Consider the following 14,837-nt stretch of genomic DNA (forward strand, 5'->3'; position numbering starts at 1 on the left):
AACTGCTCTGGACGGGACGAACAGTTGCACTACCACGGCTACCTGTGGACTGGCACCAAGCAACGCTTTGATGAGGAGGCGCTGAGACGGCCTCCCCACCCTGATCCGCCCCCGCCTCCGGCTGGTGACGAGGACGCCGCAGGAAGGCGGCTAGCGGAGCGCTATCGAGAGGTGAGGGCAGAGTTCCCCGTCGTGGACCTGCCCCCGCTGGAGACGGCCTACTGGCTCATCAAGCCCAGCAGGCTGGTCCAGGGCACCTGGGAGGAACCGAAGGAGGCCGCTGGATGGCTCGGGGAGCGGCTGACGGAGTACGCACCCCGGTTCATGTCCGAGGCGGACCGTGACAGCACCCGCCTAGCGATACTGGTCAACTCGGCCGCTGAGAACCTGGGAGGGGGCGGGGACGTGTCCCACGGCTTCTACATCGAACGCCCCTCGTTCCTGTCGCTCGCCCTGGTGTGCTGCTCCCCGAACAAGGCCCAACCGGATCTGGCTTGCCCGCTGGGATAGCCCCAGCTCGACCGCCCGCGGTGGGACCTTGGTCCTGGTGGCCGGCTGGACTTTGGTCCCGCGCGGCGAAGACGAGTGACATGGCCCCGATGCGGAAGATCTCCGAGGTTGACCTCGACCAGGGCACGTACACCCTGACCAAGTAGCAAATAGCCCCCGGCTGGCAGGACAACTCCTGTCAGGCCGGGGGCCTTTTCTGCTGGTTGGCGCAGGGTTGAGGTGTGCGGAACGGACCGGGACGTTCGACCGCTCTGCCGTCCGTGTCACAGATCCAGAAAGCGTCGGGCTTTCAACGTCGCTGGGTGGACTCATCGCGCGGAATCTCAAACAGCGCGAAAGGCCCGACCTGATACTTCGCCACTGGCTGACGTGACCCATCCACCACGGTGAGCCCCGCCGGAATGGTCGACCCGCCGCTGACAACAACCACGGGCTGACCGTCGCGGTACTCGATGGACAATGTGCCAATGTCCTCGGGATTGACGTCAGTGGTCGGGGTGAGTTCGGCGGCCGTCCCCTCGGCTGTCTTGAGACCAGCGTGCACGGTTACCCACTTGGCTTCGGTCTGCTCCGCAGGCAGCTTGATCGGGGCCGGTCCCTTGGCTTCGGGTGCGGTGTCGGACATGGCTGCATCCCCTCCCTGGTCAGCACGTTGCCGACCCGGTCAGAGCGTTGCAGGACACAGCGTCATCGGACAGTGACTCTCGGCGAAACGGCCGGGAATCGACACGGTGGCGTGAAAGAACTTCTACGCGGCCCGGAGGGGTTCGAGCGACAGGCAGGGCCGTCACGGAAAGTATTCCTTTCGTCGTGGCTGGCGGTCCTGGACCCGTACAGGATGGGAGCCGCTGTGACGCATCGGTCTGCATTTTTCCCGTAAGGGAGACACTCCCCTCTCTTACCTCTCTTCTTTTTCTCTGAAATTTTTCACCGCACATCTTCGATCGAGAAGAATTTTCAAACGAGGCGAAAGAAATCAAATGAAATGCAATCGATCAATTCGATTTAGTTCGCTTCGATCTGATCTAAGTAGTGCGCTCGGCCTGTCGCCTCATCCGTCATGACCACGCATGCGACGTGTGCGCGCGTGTCGCTGATGCTGTCGCATTTCTCCTTTGTGATCTAGCCGCAATCACCGTGCCGCATCTGCTCGCGATCGTCTGTCCACGATGCGCCGCACAAAGTGTGCGACATCTGGAGTGCAGAGGCGGACAGTTCGTCCTGCCCGCCTCTCACCCTGCCAATATCAGATGTCAGCGTCGCCATTCTTCATGGATGTCTGCGAGCCAGAACGGCCTTCCCCATGCGTTCGCGCTGACGTACTCAACGAAGTCCGACGGTTCTCCAGTCGGATCACATCCGCCAGCCCCGAGAACTGGGACCTGGGGTCTGCTTTCTTTCAGGTCCTCGTTCCATCCGTTCCAGTCCACGGCTTTCTGCCCTGCGCTGTCGATGATGATTCGCGGCTTTGCCCGCTTCACTTGGCCATCCCCTCTCGCTTGATCCGGGCAGCAGCCGCACGCTTTTCGTAGTCCTCCCGGATCTCCGGGGGAAGCTGGGATGCCATCCACGGGCGGACGCCCGCGCCGGGGGTGACTGCCCGCTCCAGCACGGACAGAGCCTCAGCCGGAGTCAAAGAGCCATCCCCGCCGTTGGGGTCCAGTCCGCCCACGCCGAGGGAGTTTCGACGGCCCTGTTCGGGGATGAACGGAACTCCGTCCGCATCGGAGAACGCATCGGGGAGATTCCGGAAGATCGCTTCCCGCTCGGCGTATGCGTCGGCGTACTCCTGCCGGGCCTTGGCCATGACAGCGGTAAGCCGCTCACCCTCGGGATCAGCCCATTTCCGGTAAGCCGGGGTGGCGTGCAGCCGCTCAAGCTCGGAACACAGCTCAGCGAGGCGCTGAGAGGCTGCGAGGGCAGCGACCGGGATACCTGCCTCCAGGCGGTCCAGCTCCGCGTGCGCGGCCTTCAGGGCGTCGTCGTCCAGGGCCGGGAGCGGGGGCACCTCCTTGCCTGCCGCGACGGCAGCGGAGACGGCGTCCTGGTAGTCCGCCAGGGCCTGACGCCGGCCGCTGGTCACGGCCTCGAACTCCCCCTGCTCTGCCCGGTGTTGGGAGACCAGGGCGGACAGGTAGGTGATCGACTTGTTCAGCGCCGCACCGGCCGCCTTCACGCCCCTGTCATCCGTGGTGTGGGGCTCGTAGCCGGTCGGGATGTCCGGGTAGTCGAAGGCGTCCCGGTGGGTGGGGTCCTTCATCCGGGCGTTCTCGGCCTCCAGCTTGGAGATCCGGTCTCGCTCGGCCTGGAGCTGATTGACGTTCGTCGTCTGGGTCCCGTACTCGGGGACGTTGCTGAAGTCCTCGTCGTTGATGATCGGGGTTTCCAGGCTGTAGTGCGTCACGGTGGTCACTGGTCGTTCTCCTTGCTGGCCGCGTCCATGGCGGCCTGGGTCATCTCTTGGATTCGCTCCTCCTGGCGGAGGCGCTGGGCTTCTGCGCGGGCGCGCTGGTGCGCGACCGGCACGAGGGAGCAGCGAGCCGGATCGCGGCCCGGCTCGATCACTCCCAGGAAGTCGTCCGTCGGCTGGCTGTAGGCCCTCACGGCGCCGTCACGGACCAGCACGAGGGAGTAGCCGACTCCGGCCCCGTTGGCCGTCTTGTCGGTCGGTGGACTCACCGCGAACCGTAGGACGGGGGCGGTGTAGATCAGGCGCTCTCCACGGGGCACGAGGTAGTCGCCCGCAGCGTTTCGTTTGTCGAACCTGGGCGCTTTGTAGAAGACGGCTCGGTAGCCGGGGGCGGGGAAGTGCTCAGTCGTCACAGCCGCTCCCTCGGAGCGGGCTTACCAGGTCGTCCAGGAACACGTGTCGTGGAAGCGGGATGCGTACTCGCTTGTTCCTCGCCCCCCATTCCCGGTTGTAATCCCGGAAGCATTCACGGCACCACGTCTGGAATCCGTCACGGTGCAGTGCGCTGCGGTTGAAGTTGGTGTGCGGCTTGGTGTGCTCACACCTGGGGCATGTCTTCATGTGGTGAGTCCTCTCTAGTTCTGTCCAGAATCTGGTGGATAAATAGAAAGCAGGACCCCACCGGCCCGGATTGGATTCGACACCGGTGGAGTCCTGCGAGTGCTCAGAGCGGGAATCGAACCCGGCACCCCATCCCAAGTACGACCCGTAGGCCAGTGGGGGTGTCCAAACCTGAGCGTGTGCCCCGGCGCTTCACAGCGAGCGGGGCCAAAGGGAGCGGAGCGGTGCAAGTGCCCTCACTTATATAGAGGGGCCGCAAACGCCATTTCGCGGCACGGGCAGCGGAATTCAGGTCCAAGGCCCCGAAGCGATGGGGCGAAGGACCCACCGCGGGACGGTGCTCCGAAGGTGGGTAGTAGCCCCGAACCCCTTCCTGGGCTGGGGCGGTACGAGGCGCCCACAGCGCCGCTGAGGCAATAACAGAGCCCCCGGCCAGTTGCAGCCGGGGGCGGAGTCGGTAGCTCACTCAGTAAGGCGCTCAGCGGTCGTCACAGCGGCCCAGTGCTCAACGCCGGTGCACTTGGCCGGTAGCTCGGCCGGTGGGTCCTTTAGCAGTTGGAGGAAGAGGCTCAGGGCCTCCTGCGGGTCCTCTGCGTGCTGCTCCAGGCCAGGCCACAGCTTGGCCTTGCGAGCAAGGAAGGCCAGGAAGCGATCTAGGTCAGGTTCGGCACCGGAGGACGGTTCCGAGGAACACGAGGAACCAGGACCGACGGAGGAGGACTCAGCTACAGCGACCGGCTCCCCAGGCCGGTCCTGATCAGCCACCGCAGCCTCCGGCAAGGTGCGGTTAGGTTCAGGTGACGATGACCCCCAAAGGTCAGAGTCACTCATGGCCCGAATTCCCGGGCCTTGATCAACTCCACCTGCTGAAGCCCCCTCGGTGGGGCTCCCTTGGTTCAACTCCCTAGAGGGAACTCCCTTGGTGGAGTTCCCTAGGTAAGACTCCCTAGGTAGTTCGTCAGTGTGACTAGCGTGCCCAGTAACACCAGTCTGTGTGACTGGCGTGGTGATCCCTATCCGGGCCTTCACGGCCTTGATGGTGTGTCTGTGGTCATGCTTCGGGATGGTCAGCCAATGGATATCGCAATCACCCTCACCAGTCGACTTGTGCTCTCGCCAGAGCCAGCCATTAGCGCGCCCCCACTTGAGTGCTCGATAGACAGACGAGTCGGAAGCGCCGGAACACTCCGAAATGAGGGTCTGAGGGGCCCGGATGTCGCGGCCGGTTTCGAAGGTGGCAAAGAATGACGCAGCGGCCAGAACGTGCTTGTACTTCCCGGGCACGTCCGGACAGTTCCACAGCGCTTGCTCCCAGTCGTAGCGGACAGTGGATCGGGGGCTCATGCCAGCTCACCCGCCTTGCGCAGGATGCCCACCACGTCGGGAGCGTGGGCGACGATCCTGCCGCCCTTGTTCACCGCGATGCACACGCCTGCGGAGACCAGGAGCGCGGCCATGCGCTCGTTGGGAATGTCCAGGTTGGAGGCGAGGTGCCACACGGGCACCCAATCAGTGTCTTTCTTCAAAGAGTTCAGCTCCTTTCATGAGAGAGGCCCCAGCGTTGGATGCCGGGCCCTCTTCGCTCGTTCTTGTCAGTCCTCAAGAGCCGAGCGGCGTACAAGGTCCGCAGCCTTGCGCTCCCCGGCCTTGTCGAGTAGTTCCGCGAACTGTTCGCGGGCGTCCTGGTGACCCTGGTAAAAGCCCCGGTAGTGGGACTGGGCCGGGGTCTCGTTGAACGGGTTGCAGTGCAGGTTCACGCAGTCCCCTGCTGGCCAATCCAGCGGTCAAGGTCGTTGGGGCGACATCGGAGTTTCTGGCCGATCTTCTTGAACGGGATGCCCTCCCGCTTGTGGTTGTCGTACACCCAGTGCTTGGGCACATTCAGCGCCTCCGCCACGTCATCGATGGTGAGAAGTCGACTCATCGTTTCCTTCGGTCTGGCGGTTCGGCCTATTCCGTCCCGCTCTCACCTTCAAAGTGCACTCGCAATGAGGTTGATGTCAAGATGGTCATGACATGCCCCTCATGCTACGGTGGGGATGTGAGCAACCAAGAGACCCGCGCAGTGCGGCAACAGGTAGGGCCCTGGACCATCGAGGCGGTCTACGGCGCAGGCCAGTTCCCGGAGGAGATTCGAATCAGCACGGAGGACGCGAAGGCCCGGGAGCAGGGCATCACTCAGACGCTCCTGCGTGAGCTGAAGCTCCAGCGGCCTAACGAAGTCGGTCCGGCCGGAAATCTCATCGGGGCGCGCGTGATGTTGGGGGCGCTAGAAGAGATCAAGGCCATGGAAGTCGGGGGGAAGGGATCCCTGACCGAGGACTACTACCGGAAGTTGTCAGCGGCGTACGACACGGCACTGAGGCTCCGGAAGCCCGCCCCTGTCACGTACATCGCCAACTATCTCGGTAAGAACGTCGGGACCATCCGTAACCACCTGACCAAGGCCCGAAAGCTCGGCCTCCTCAGCGACGACAGCAAGTAGCAGCGCCGCCGCCTGCCAGCGGTACGGAGCCCCAGGGACAGGGCTCCCGGCACAGAAAGTTCAGCAAGAAGCAGTGAGCAAGCGAGGAAACGGGCTCGGCGGAACCCCGGTGGAGATCCCGCGGAAGGGCCGACCCAACACATGGGGCGTACGGACGCCCCTGCACTTCAACAAGGCGACAGGGAAGCGGGAGCGGTACTGGATAGGCCGGGAGTACAAGACCAAGACCGAAGCGGAGAAGGCTCTCCGCACGTGGCACACCGACCACGAAGCGGGCACGATCGCGGCCCGCTCGGACATGAAGCTGGGTGACTGGCTCGACAAGTGGCACGGGAATCTGAGGAAGGAAGGGACGACCGTAGCCGGGTACGAGACCAAGATCCGGTTGCACATCAAGCCGCACATAGGCGGCACGACGCTGTGCGAGGTCACGGACGACACCCTGGATGACCTGTATCGGCTCCTGGAGACCGTCCCGTGCCCCACCAACGCGGGCAAGCCGCTCGGGGCCAAGTCCGTACGGCACGTCCACAACATCCTCAGCGGCGCACTCGGCGCGGCAGTGCCGAAGCTGATACCCGCCAACCCGGCTGCGACAGCCAACCCGCCCACGGGCCGGGAGATCCGAGCGCAGGAACGGGACTTCCCGACTCTCGACGACGATCAGACCGGCCGTTTCCTTGGGGCGGTGTGGGAGCCGTGCGGCAACCGGGCCTGTGACGGCGGCCTGACCCACCACTGTCTCCGTGACGCCCCTCTGTGGACCGTGTACGCAGCGACCGGTGTCCGGCGCAGTGAGGCGCTGGGCATGAAGTGGTCCCTCATCAACTGGGATGAGGGCTCCATCGAACTGGGATGGGTGGTGGTCGAGGAGGGCAACATGTACCGGCTGCGGAAGCTCACCAAGGACGGCGACGCGAACGCAGTGATCTACGTGGACCAGTCCGTCATGAACGTTCTGAAGTGGCAGTGGGAACGTCAGCAGGCGGAGCGCAAGCGCCTTGGCGCGGCCTGGATGGATCACGATCTCGTCTTCGCACGGGACGGCTTCAAGCTCTACCGGGGTGAGGCGGGCGGACCGCAGGACCCCGAGAAGGTCTCGGCACGGTGGCGCACGCTGCGCACCCGTCTGAAGCTCCCGGAGGACTTCCGGATTCACGACTGGAGGCACAGCAAGGTCACGAACGATCTGGAGGCCGGGGAGAACCCCGTGGAGGTCTCCGCGAACGTCCGGCACCACTCGCCGGGTTACACCATGGCCCGGTACGGGCACAGCAGGAAGAACGGGGCGCGGAAGCTGGCCGCGTCCAGCGCGGGCCGACTCGGTCTCGCTGCCCTGGTCTAGGGCAAGATCGCTGGGCCGTTGGTCACGTGGTTGGTCACGCCACTGCCCAGAAAAGCAGAAAACCCCACGTGAAGTGGGGTCTCAGCTGGTGTCCGAGGGGGGACTTGAACCCCCACGCCCGATAAAGGGCACTAGCACCTCAAGCTAGCGCGTCTGCCATTCCGCCACCCGGACAAGGTGTCTGTCTCGCGGGCCGTGCCCGTTCCGACGTGGAAAACAATAGCAAACATCCGGGGGTGCTCGATCACCCCCGTGGCCTGCGTGAACGCGGGATGTCGGCGGGAAGCCGCCCTTGGGCGGCGAGGGGGCGCGGGGGCAGGATGGGGGCGGACCACACGGAGCGACAGCGGGAGGAAGCAGCGTGAGCGAGTCGAGCACGACCCGGACCGGCGGCGTGACCGGTGAGGACGAGGTCGTCGACCTCTGTCGCGATCTGATCAGGATCGACACCAGCAACTATGGCGACCACTCGGGACCCGGTGAGCGTGCGGCCGCGGAGTACGTCGCGGAGAAGCTCGCCGAGGTCGGCCTGGAGCCGAAGATCTTCGAGTCGCACAAGGGCCGCGCCTCCACCGTGGCCCGCATCGCGGGCGAGGACCCGTCGCGGCCCGCGCTGCTCATCCACGGCCACACCGACGTCGTACCGGCCAACGCCGACGACTGGACCCACGACCCCTTCGCCGGCGAGATCGCCGACGGCTGTGTGTGGGGCCGGGGCGCCGTCGACATGAAGGACATGGACGCGATGACCCTCGCGGTCGTGCGCGACCGGCTCAGGAGCGGCCGCAAGCCCCCGCGCGACATCGTCCTCGCCTTCCTCGCCGACGAGGAGGCCGGCGGCACGTACGGGGCGCGGTTCCTCGTGGACAAGCACCCCGAGCTCTTCGAGGGTGTCACCGAGGCGATCAGCGAGGTCGGCGGCTTCTCGTTCACCGTCAACGAGAAGCTGCGGCTCTACCTCGTGGAGACGGCCCAGAAGGGCATGCACTGGATGAAGCTGACCGTGGACGGCACCGCCGGGCACGGTTCGATGATCCACAAGGACAACGCCATCACCGAGCTGTCCGAGGCCGTGGCGCGGCTCGGCCGGCACAAGTTCCCGGTGCGGGTGACCAAGACGCTGCGGCACTTCCTCGACGAGCTCTCGGACGCGCTCGGCACCGAGCTCGACCCGGAGAACATGGACGAGACGCTCGCCAAGCTCGGCGGCATCGCCAAGCTCATCGGCGCCTCCCTCCAGAACACCGCCAACCCGACCCAGCTGGGCGCCGGTTACAAGGTCAACGTCATTCCGGGCCAGGCGACCGCCCATGTCGACGGGCGCTTCCTGCCGGGGTACGAGGAGGAGTTCCTCGCCGATCTGGACCGGATCCTGGGGCCGCGTGTGAAGCGCGAGGACGTCCACGCGGACAAGGCCCTGGAGACCACGTTCGACGGCGCCCTGGTCGACGCCATGCAGACCGCGCTGCAGGCCGAGGACCCGATCGCGCGCGCCGTGCCGTACATGCTCTCGGCCGGCACCGACGCCAAGTCCTTCGACGACCTCGGCATCCGGGGCTTCGGCTTCGCGCCGCTGAAGCTGCCGCCGGAGCTCGACTTCGCCGGGATGTTCCACGGCGTGGACGAGCGGGTCCCGGTCGACGGCCTGAAGTTCGGCGTGCGGGTCCTCGACCGGTTCATCGACGCGTCCTGAAAGCCGGCACCGGTCTTTGGGCATCCCGGCATCGGGTGCGTGCCGAAACGACGCTGCACTAATCGTTTGAGCGTACGTATCCGACTGGAAAGAGTGAATGCACTCATATGCTCGTAGCCCCATTACTTCCTCCTCGTTACAGGGTGTGCGGTCCGCGGCTGGGATCGCACATTTGCCAACAAGGAGGAAGTAATGATCAAGAAGGTCGTCGCTGCTGCGGCTGTCACTGGTGGTCTGGTTCTCGCGGGCGCGGGCCTGGCTGTCGCCGACTCGGGCGCCGAGGGTGCTGCTGTGCACTCCCCGGGTGTCGTGTCCGGCAATGTCATCCAGGTTCCCGTGCACGTGCCGGTGAACGTGTGCGGCAACACGGTCTCCGTGATCGGGCTGCTGAACCCCGCCTTCGGCAACACCTGCATCAACAAGTGACGTTGTGCCTCAACCCGTGAGGGTCTGAGCCGGGCGGCCCCGGAGTGCGCGCCATGCACTCCGGGGCCGCCGGGCATTTCAGCCCGGGCGCAACGGCGCAGCCGGGCTTTCCGGAAGGCAGAAGGCAGGGAACGAATCTATGCGACAGGTCACCCGCAAGGGACTGATCACCATGGCGGCCGCGAGCGGCGTCATCGCCATGGGCAGCGGTGCCGCGCACGCCGACTCGGCGGCCCAGGGCAGCGCCACGAACGCGCCGGGCGTGCTGTCCGGCAACACCGTCCAGGTCCCGGTGCACGTGCCGGTCAACGCGTGCGGCAACACCGTCAACGTGATCGGCGCGCTCAACCCGGCGTTCGCCAACAGCTGTGCCAACAAGGGCGGCGGACACCCGGGCGGCGGGGCCGTGGCGACCGGCCACACCAGCAACTCGCCCGGTGTGGTCTCCGGCAACACCATCCAGGCGCCCATCGACGCACCCGTGAACCTCTGCGGGAACAGCCTGAACGTGGTGGGCATCGGCAACCCGGCGTTCGGCAACGACTGCGTCAACGACGAGAGCGGCCGGCCGCAGCACCCGGGCCACCCCGGGCACCCCCAGCACCCCGGGCAGCCCCATCACCCGGGCAAGCCGCACCACCCCGGCAAGCCGCACGAGCCGGGCCAGCACAAGCCCTGTCCCCCCGAGCAGCCCGGCAACCCCCAGCAGCCCGGGCACCCCGGGGTTCCGCAGAACCCGGTCAGCCCGATCGCGCACCAGCCGGCCAAGCCCGCGCAGCCTGCCGCGCCGGCCAAGCCCGCCGCCCCGGTCACCCAGACCGTGACCGCGCCGAAGGCCCCGGCCGCCTCGCTCGCGCACACCGGCTCCGACGGCATGGGCTTCGCCGCCCCGGCCGCCGCGGGCCTGGTGCTCGGCGGAGCGGTGCTCTACCGCCGTGGGCGTGCCGCGCAGCGGTAGCCGTTACGCACCAGCCATGACGGAGCGGGCCCCGCACCTGTGCGGGGCCCGCTCCGTCATCACCGCGGGCTCACCATGTGGCCCGCACCTGGCGGATGATCCGCCTGCGCAGCCGCACTCTGCGGCTGCCGTCCCGGCGCAGACTCAATCGGTCCAACTCCCAGTGTCCGTACTCGGCATGGTCGGTCAGCAGGCGTGTCGCCTCCTTGCGGGACACCCCGCGCGGGACGTACACGTCGACAAATTCGTATTCCGGCATCGCATCTATTGTGCGGGCAGAGGCCCGGTACGGATAGCGTCTGCACTATGTCTGATGCTGCGCAGCCCACCGCTGCCGAGGTACGTGCCGCCGCCGAGGCGGTCAAAGCCGCGCTGGACCGTCACCTCGATGCGGTCGAACGCCGCACGGGGGACGACGACCCCGACGTGTACGAGGCGTTCAACGCGCTCGCGGCGGCCGCCGAGGCGTACGACGAGCGGCTCTACGACCGCTACGACGAGGTGACCCCCTTCGAGATCCCTGGCGCCGACGACTCCCTGCCGCCCTACGCGGGCCCCGAGGAACCCAACGCCCTCAGCGTCCTCATCCGGCGCGACTACGCCGTGGCCGAGCCCCAGCGACTGCTCGCCCAGGCGCAGCGGATCACCGATCTCGACCCCGAGGCGGAGGAGCCGGACGAGGGCGAGCGCACCGCCCCGGTCGTCGGCAGCAGCATCCACGCCGCGCTCGGCGTGCTCTTCGGCGAGTACGAACCGGACGAAATCGCCTCCCGGCACAAGGAGTTCGGCCTGGAGGAGGGCGACTCCACGCTGTGGGTGTCGGCCGCCGACGAGCTTCCGGAGCCGGGCGAGTGGCTGAGTACGCCGTTCGACCACGCCGACCCGCAGCGCGTGGTGTGCCGCTTCGACGTGAGCGCCGTGTTCGACGAGGAGGAACTGGAGGACGACCTCGACGAGGAGGACCTCCGGCCGGCCCCCTGACCGGGCTGCCGCAGGGCAGAGGCCGCGTACCCCTCTCGTGGGGTGCGCGGCCTCTGCCGTGGGCGACGTACTACTCGGCGGTCTTCAGGAGGCCGTGCAGCAGCGGGGTCAGGCGGGTCGTGCGTGGCGCCGGGAGGATCTCCGCGACGGCCCGGGGGAGTGCCTGGTCCACGCCGTGGACGACGGACAGGTGCTGCTCCGCGCGGCCGAATGCCGTGTAGACCCAGGCCCGGTTGAGCCCCTGCGCCGCGTCTCCGGGCAGCACCGCGACCACCGCGGGCCAGCGCATCCCGACCGCCTGGTGCGCGGTCAGCGCCCAGCCGTGCCGCAGCGTGGACTCGACCCGCTCCTTCGGCACGAGCACGGGGGTGCCCGCACAGTCGATCCGCAGGCCCTCCGCGTCCGCCCCGACGACCGTGCCGATCACGGTGCGGCCCGGGACCTCGGCGTACGCCACCTTGTCGGCCGGGTCGAAGCCGCCGAAGCGGCCGGGGCCGGGGTTGAGCCGCTGCTTCAGCGCCGCGTTCAGCGCGCGGGTGCCCGCAGAGCCGCCGTGGCCGACGGTGATGACCTGGGTCTGCTCGGGCGGGATGCCGATCGCCCGGGGGATCGAGTCGGCCAGGAGCTGCACGCAGCGGTGCACGGCCTCTCCCGCGTCCCGCACCGGGACGATCACGACTTCCTTGCCGGGGGCCTCGACCTGGTTCAGCTCGCCGATGCCGATGCCCGAGACCAGCTCGCCGACCGGCCCCGGGTCGGGCAGCCGTGATGCCACCACGGGGCAGACCCGGGCGGCCAGCAGGTCGTGGAAGACCAGGCCCGCGCCCGCCGGGCCGAGCACCCCGGGGTCTCCGCTCAGGACGAGCCGGCAGCCGTCGGGCAGCGACTCCACCAGCATGGCCGCGGTCTCCACGTCGAGCTGTGTCGCGTCCTGCACCACCAGGACGTCGAGGGCGAGCGCCCCGTCCGCGTCCCGGCCCGGGCCCTCGCCGGACAGCAGGCCGGCGACCGTGAACGCGGCGAGCGGGCCGGTCAGTTGGGCCAGGCGGCGCTGCCCGTCGGCGGTGTGCGCGGCGCCCGCGGCACGCAGTCCGGCCGCCGCTGCCGCCGTCACCACCGCGGCCGACTCGGCGCGCGCGGCCTCGCCGCCGGTGTGCGCCACCAGGCCGCTGCCCGCGACGGCGCGGACCAGCTCGCCGCCCTCCGGCCATACCGAACCGTCGTCCCGCACCGGCGAGTTGAGCAGCCGGGCGAGCCCGTCGGCCAGGCTCTCCTCGGCCAGCGCGTACCGGTCGAGCCCGAGCAGCACCTCGACCGGCTCGGCCGCCNCCCGAGCAGCACCTCGACCGGCTCGGCCGCCTCCTCGGCGTGCTCGGAGGGCTCCGGCTCGTCCGCCAGGCCGTCCTGGAAGACCAGCACCACGCCCTCGGCGATGGCCTGCTGCACCGCCTCGTCCGGATCGGGGACGGAGTGCGCGGCCAGCGCCTTGCGCACGCCGTCGGCCGTCAGGGCCGTATGCCCCTGCACCGCGGCCTGTTCGAGGATCCAGCCGACCAGCGCGGCCGCCCTGCGTTCGTCGTCCGGCCGGCACTCGGCGCCGAGCAGCGCCCGGGCGAAGCCGTCGGCCTGCTCCGGCCGCACCCCGGGCACCGCGAGGAGCTGCCAGGGGTCCGCGCCGAGCCGCTCGGCCGCCTGCTCGCCGAGGGCGCCGGTGACCTGGGCGGCCAGCGCCTCGGGCGCGCCACCCCGGGTCAGCACGGCACGTACGGAGGCGAGGGCCTCGGCCGAAGTGGCGGGCGCCTGGGCGGGCTCGGGCGCCCTGGGGCGTACCGGAGCGGACTGCTGGGCGGGGGCGGGTCTGCGGGGTGCGGGGGGCGGGCCGCCGAAGAACGCGGCGCCCGACTTCTCGCCGCTCTCCACGGCCCGTACGGCGGCGAGGAGGTCGGCCGCCTGGCCGCTCAGCTTGGTGCCGGCCGGGATCGGCGCCTCCTTCTCCGCCTTGCGCTGCTCGATCCTGGCCCGCAGCTCGCGCTGGGCCGCGAGCTCGGCGGCGGCCTCGGAGATCTCGGGGGCCTTGGCATCGGCGGCCTCGGAGCCGGTGGCGGGCTCGGACTGCGCGGTGGTTGCGTCGGAGGGCTCGGACTCCTCGGCGGTTGCTTCGGCGGTCCCGGACTCGCCTTCGGGCCCGGCGTCCTCGGACGCTGCCTCGGGCTCTGAGGAGGCGCCCCCGTCGGACGTCTCGGAGTCGCCAGGGGATTCCGGCTCCGGCTCTCCGGCGCTCGCCATCTCGGAGCCGCCCCCGGCGTCCGCGCCATCCACCGCAGGGTCGCCGGCGGCGATGCCCTCCGCGGGCTCGGGCGCCACCTCCGCCTCGGCGGATTCGTCGGCCGTGGATCCAGGGGCCGAGCCCTGGGGAAGCGCAGTCACAGCGTGCTCCAGTCCTGATCGGGATAGCGGTGCACGGGCGCCGACACATCGTCGAGCGCCTGGCAGATCTCGTCAGGAAGACTAAGGGCCTCCACTGACAATGCGGCCGCGAGCTGCTGCGCGTTGCGCGCGCCGACGATCGGCGCCACCACTCCCGGCCGGTCCCTCACCCAGGCCAGCGCCACCTGAAGGGGTGTCGCGGCGAGCCCGTCGGCCGCTATGGAGACGGCGTCGACGATCCGGCTCGCCGCCTCGTCGAGGTAGGGCGCGACGAACGCCGAGAGCCCCTCGGACGCGCCGCGCGAGTCCGCCGGCATCCCGTGCCGGTACTTCCCGGTCAGCACACCCCGGCCCAGCGGCGACGAGGGCAGCAGGCCGACCCCCAGGTCCAGGGCGGCCGGAAGGACCTCGCGCTCCACCCCGCGCTGGAGCAGCGAGTACTCCATCTGGGTGCTGGCGAGCCGGGTGCGTACCCCGGGCGCGGCGAGCTGCCAGGTCGCGGCCTTGGCGAGCTGCCAGCCGCTGAAGTTGGAGATGCCCGCATAGCGCGCCCGCCCGCTGCTGACCGCGATGTCGAGGGCCTGGAGGGTCTCCTCCAGCGGCGTCTCGCAGTCGAAGGCATGCACCTGCCAGAGGTCTACGTAGTCGGTTCCCAGACGCTCAAGAGAAGCGTCGAGGGCGCCCAGGAGGTGGCCGCGCGAGCCGTCGAAGCGGCGGTCGGGGTCGGGCACGCTGCCCGCCTTGGTCGCGATCACCAGGTCCCGGCGCGGCGCGAGCCGCTCCGTCAGCTGCCCGAGCAGATACTCCGCGTCCCCGCCGCCGTACACGTCCGCCGTGTCGATCAGCGTGCCGCCCGCCTCCCAGAACGCCTTCAGGAGCTCGGCGGCATCCTGCTCGCCGACGTCCCGGCCCCATGTCAGGGTGCCGAGCCCGATCCGGGATACGCGCAGGCCCGTGCGGCCGAGATGCCTCTGCTCCATG

The 14,837-nt window shown here is 68.6% G+C and carries 15 protein-coding genes, 1 tRNA gene and 1 pseudogene; 7 read left to right on the forward strand and 10 right to left on the reverse strand.

All coding sequences use genetic code 11. The features are described 5' to 3' along the window. The first annotated feature begins 24 nt into the window (after positions 1-24). Positions 25-510, forward strand: coding sequence for a hypothetical protein (locus ABD346_RS17500; RefSeq protein WP_344376258.1), 486 nt, complete (start codon positions 25-27; stop codon positions 508-510). A 289-nt stretch (positions 511-799) separates the two neighbouring features. Here the strand turns inward: ABD346_RS17500 and ABD346_RS17505 are convergent, their stop codons facing one another. The 6 genes from ABD346_RS17505 to ABD346_RS17530 form a co-directional block, all read right to left on the reverse strand. Next, positions 800-1,135: a hypothetical protein gene (locus ABD346_RS17505; RefSeq protein ID WP_344375790.1), complete on the reverse strand. Its 336-nt coding sequence runs from the start codon at positions 1,133-1,135 to the stop codon at positions 800-802. Positions 1,136-1,987: 852 nt separating this feature from the next. Continuing rightward, positions 1,988-2,923 (reverse strand): hypothetical protein, encoded by a 936-nt coding sequence (locus tag ABD346_RS17510; RefSeq protein ID WP_344375792.1) that lies wholly within the window; start codon positions 2,921-2,923, stop codon positions 1,988-1,990. Then, positions 2,920-3,333, reverse strand: coding sequence for a hypothetical protein (locus ABD346_RS17515; RefSeq protein WP_344375794.1), 414 nt, complete (start codon positions 3,331-3,333; stop codon positions 2,920-2,922). Before ABD346_RS17515 ends, ABD346_RS17510 begins: the two co-directional genes overlap by 4 nt. A gap of 1,548 nt (positions 3,334-4,881) precedes the next feature. After that, positions 4,882-5,046: a hypothetical protein gene (locus tag ABD346_RS17520; protein WP_344375796.1), complete on the reverse strand. Its 165-nt coding sequence runs from the start codon at positions 5,044-5,046 to the stop codon at positions 4,882-4,884. A gap of 87 nt (positions 5,047-5,133) precedes the next feature. Continuing rightward, the gene (locus ABD346_RS17525; protein ID WP_344375797.1) at positions 5,134-5,298 is read right to left on the reverse strand and encodes a hypothetical protein; all 165 of its coding nucleotides are present in this window, start codon (positions 5,296-5,298) and stop codon (positions 5,134-5,136) included. Then, positions 5,295-5,465: a helix-turn-helix domain-containing protein gene (locus tag ABD346_RS17530; protein ID WP_344375799.1), complete on the reverse strand. Its 171-nt coding sequence runs from the start codon at positions 5,463-5,465 to the stop codon at positions 5,295-5,297. Before ABD346_RS17530 ends, ABD346_RS17525 begins: the two co-directional genes overlap by 4 nt. Positions 5,466-5,582: 117 nt before the next feature. Here ABD346_RS17530 and ABD346_RS17535 point away from each other — a divergent pair, with 117 nt between their 5' ends. Both ABD346_RS17535 and ABD346_RS17540 read left to right on the forward strand, forming a co-directional pair. Continuing rightward, positions 5,583-6,026, forward strand: coding sequence for a hypothetical protein (locus ABD346_RS17535; protein ID WP_344375801.1), 444 nt, complete (start codon positions 5,583-5,585; stop codon positions 6,024-6,026). Positions 6,027-6,099: 73 nt separating this feature from the next. Then, positions 6,100-7,371: a tyrosine-type recombinase/integrase gene (locus tag ABD346_RS17540; protein ID WP_344375803.1), complete on the forward strand. Its 1,272-nt coding sequence runs from the start codon at positions 6,100-6,102 to the stop codon at positions 7,369-7,371. An 86-nt stretch (positions 7,372-7,457) separates the two neighbouring features. Here ABD346_RS17540 and ABD346_RS17545 read toward each other — a convergent pair. Continuing rightward, positions 7,458-7,545 (reverse strand) — tRNA-Leu (locus tag ABD346_RS17545). Between the two features lie 187 nt (positions 7,546-7,732). On the opposite strand from ABD346_RS17545, the gene ABD346_RS17550 reads away from it, so the two are divergent. From ABD346_RS17550 to ABD346_RS17560, 3 genes are all read left to right on the forward strand, one after another. After that, on the forward strand, positions 7,733-9,064 hold the full coding sequence (locus ABD346_RS17550; RefSeq protein WP_344375804.1) for a M20/M25/M40 family metallo-hydrolase: 1,332 nt from the start codon (positions 7,733-7,735) through the stop codon (positions 9,062-9,064). 192 nt (positions 9,065-9,256) lie between these two features. Then, entirely contained in the window at positions 9,257-9,490 is a 234-nt protein-coding gene (chpH, locus tag ABD346_RS17555) for a chaplin ChpH (RefSeq protein ID WP_344375806.1), read from the forward strand. A gap of 139 nt (positions 9,491-9,629) precedes the next feature. Then, a complete protein-coding gene (locus ABD346_RS17560; RefSeq protein ID WP_344375808.1) occupies positions 9,630-10,448 on the forward strand; it encodes a chaplin in 819 nt (272 codons plus the stop codon). Between the two features lie 70 nt (positions 10,449-10,518). Here the strand turns inward: ABD346_RS17560 and ABD346_RS17565 are convergent, their stop codons facing one another. Further along, positions 10,519-10,707, reverse strand: coding sequence for a DUF5703 family protein (locus ABD346_RS17565; protein WP_018535088.1), 189 nt, complete (start codon positions 10,705-10,707; stop codon positions 10,519-10,521). A gap of 47 nt (positions 10,708-10,754) precedes the next feature. Between ABD346_RS17565 and ABD346_RS17570 the strand changes: the two genes are divergently transcribed. Continuing rightward, complete coding sequence (locus ABD346_RS17570; RefSeq protein ID WP_189962053.1) at positions 10,755-11,429, forward strand: hypothetical protein; 675 nt, start codon at positions 10,755-10,757, stop codon at positions 11,427-11,429. Between the two features lie 70 nt (positions 11,430-11,499). Here the strand turns inward: ABD346_RS17570 and ABD346_RS17575 are convergent. Both ABD346_RS17575 and ABD346_RS17580 read right to left on the reverse strand, forming a co-directional pair. Next, positions 11,500-13,856 (reverse strand): annotated as a pseudogene (locus tag ABD346_RS17575) (helix-hairpin-helix domain-containing protein). Next, positions 13,853-14,836: an aldo/keto reductase gene (locus tag ABD346_RS17580; RefSeq protein ID WP_344375810.1), complete on the reverse strand. Its 984-nt coding sequence runs from the start codon at positions 14,834-14,836 to the stop codon at positions 13,853-13,855. The pseudogene ABD346_RS17575 and the gene ABD346_RS17580 overlap by 4 nt, the downstream one beginning before the upstream one ends. Position 14,837 lies beyond the last annotated feature (1 nt).

The sequence above is a fragment of the Streptomyces mauvecolor genome (assembly GCF_039532965.1).
In the GTDB taxonomy this organism is placed as follows: domain Bacteria; phylum Actinomycetota; class Actinomycetes; order Streptomycetales; family Streptomycetaceae; genus Streptomyces; species Streptomyces violascens.

What these genes read in the sequence shown, in the direction of transcription:
- ABD346_RS17505 (WP_344375790.1), bottom strand. Translation starts at nt 1,135, where the DNA reads ATGTCCGACACCGCACCCGAAGCCAAGGGACCGGCCCCGATCAAGCTG.
- ABD346_RS17580 (WP_344375810.1), bottom strand. Translation starts at nt 14,836, where the DNA reads ATGGAGCAGAGGCATCTCGGCCGCACGGGCCTGCGCGTATCCCGGATC.
- chpH (WP_344375806.1), top strand. Translation starts at nt 9,257, where the DNA reads ATGATCAAGAAGGTCGTCGCTGCTGCGGCTGTCACTGGTGGTCTGGTT.
- ABD346_RS17570 (WP_189962053.1), top strand. Translation starts at nt 10,755, where the DNA reads ATGTCTGATGCTGCGCAGCCCACCGCTGCCGAGGTACGTGCCGCCGCC.
- ABD346_RS17560 (WP_344375808.1), top strand. Translation starts at nt 9,630, where the DNA reads ATGCGACAGGTCACCCGCAAGGGACTGATCACCATGGCGGCCGCGAGC.
- ABD346_RS17565 (WP_018535088.1), bottom strand. Translation starts at nt 10,707, where the DNA reads ATGCCGGAATACGAATTTGTCGACGTGTACGTCCCGCGCGGGGTGTCC.
- ABD346_RS17530 (WP_344375799.1), bottom strand. Translation starts at nt 5,465, where the DNA reads ATGAGTCGACTTCTCACCATCGATGACGTGGCGGAGGCGCTGAATGTG.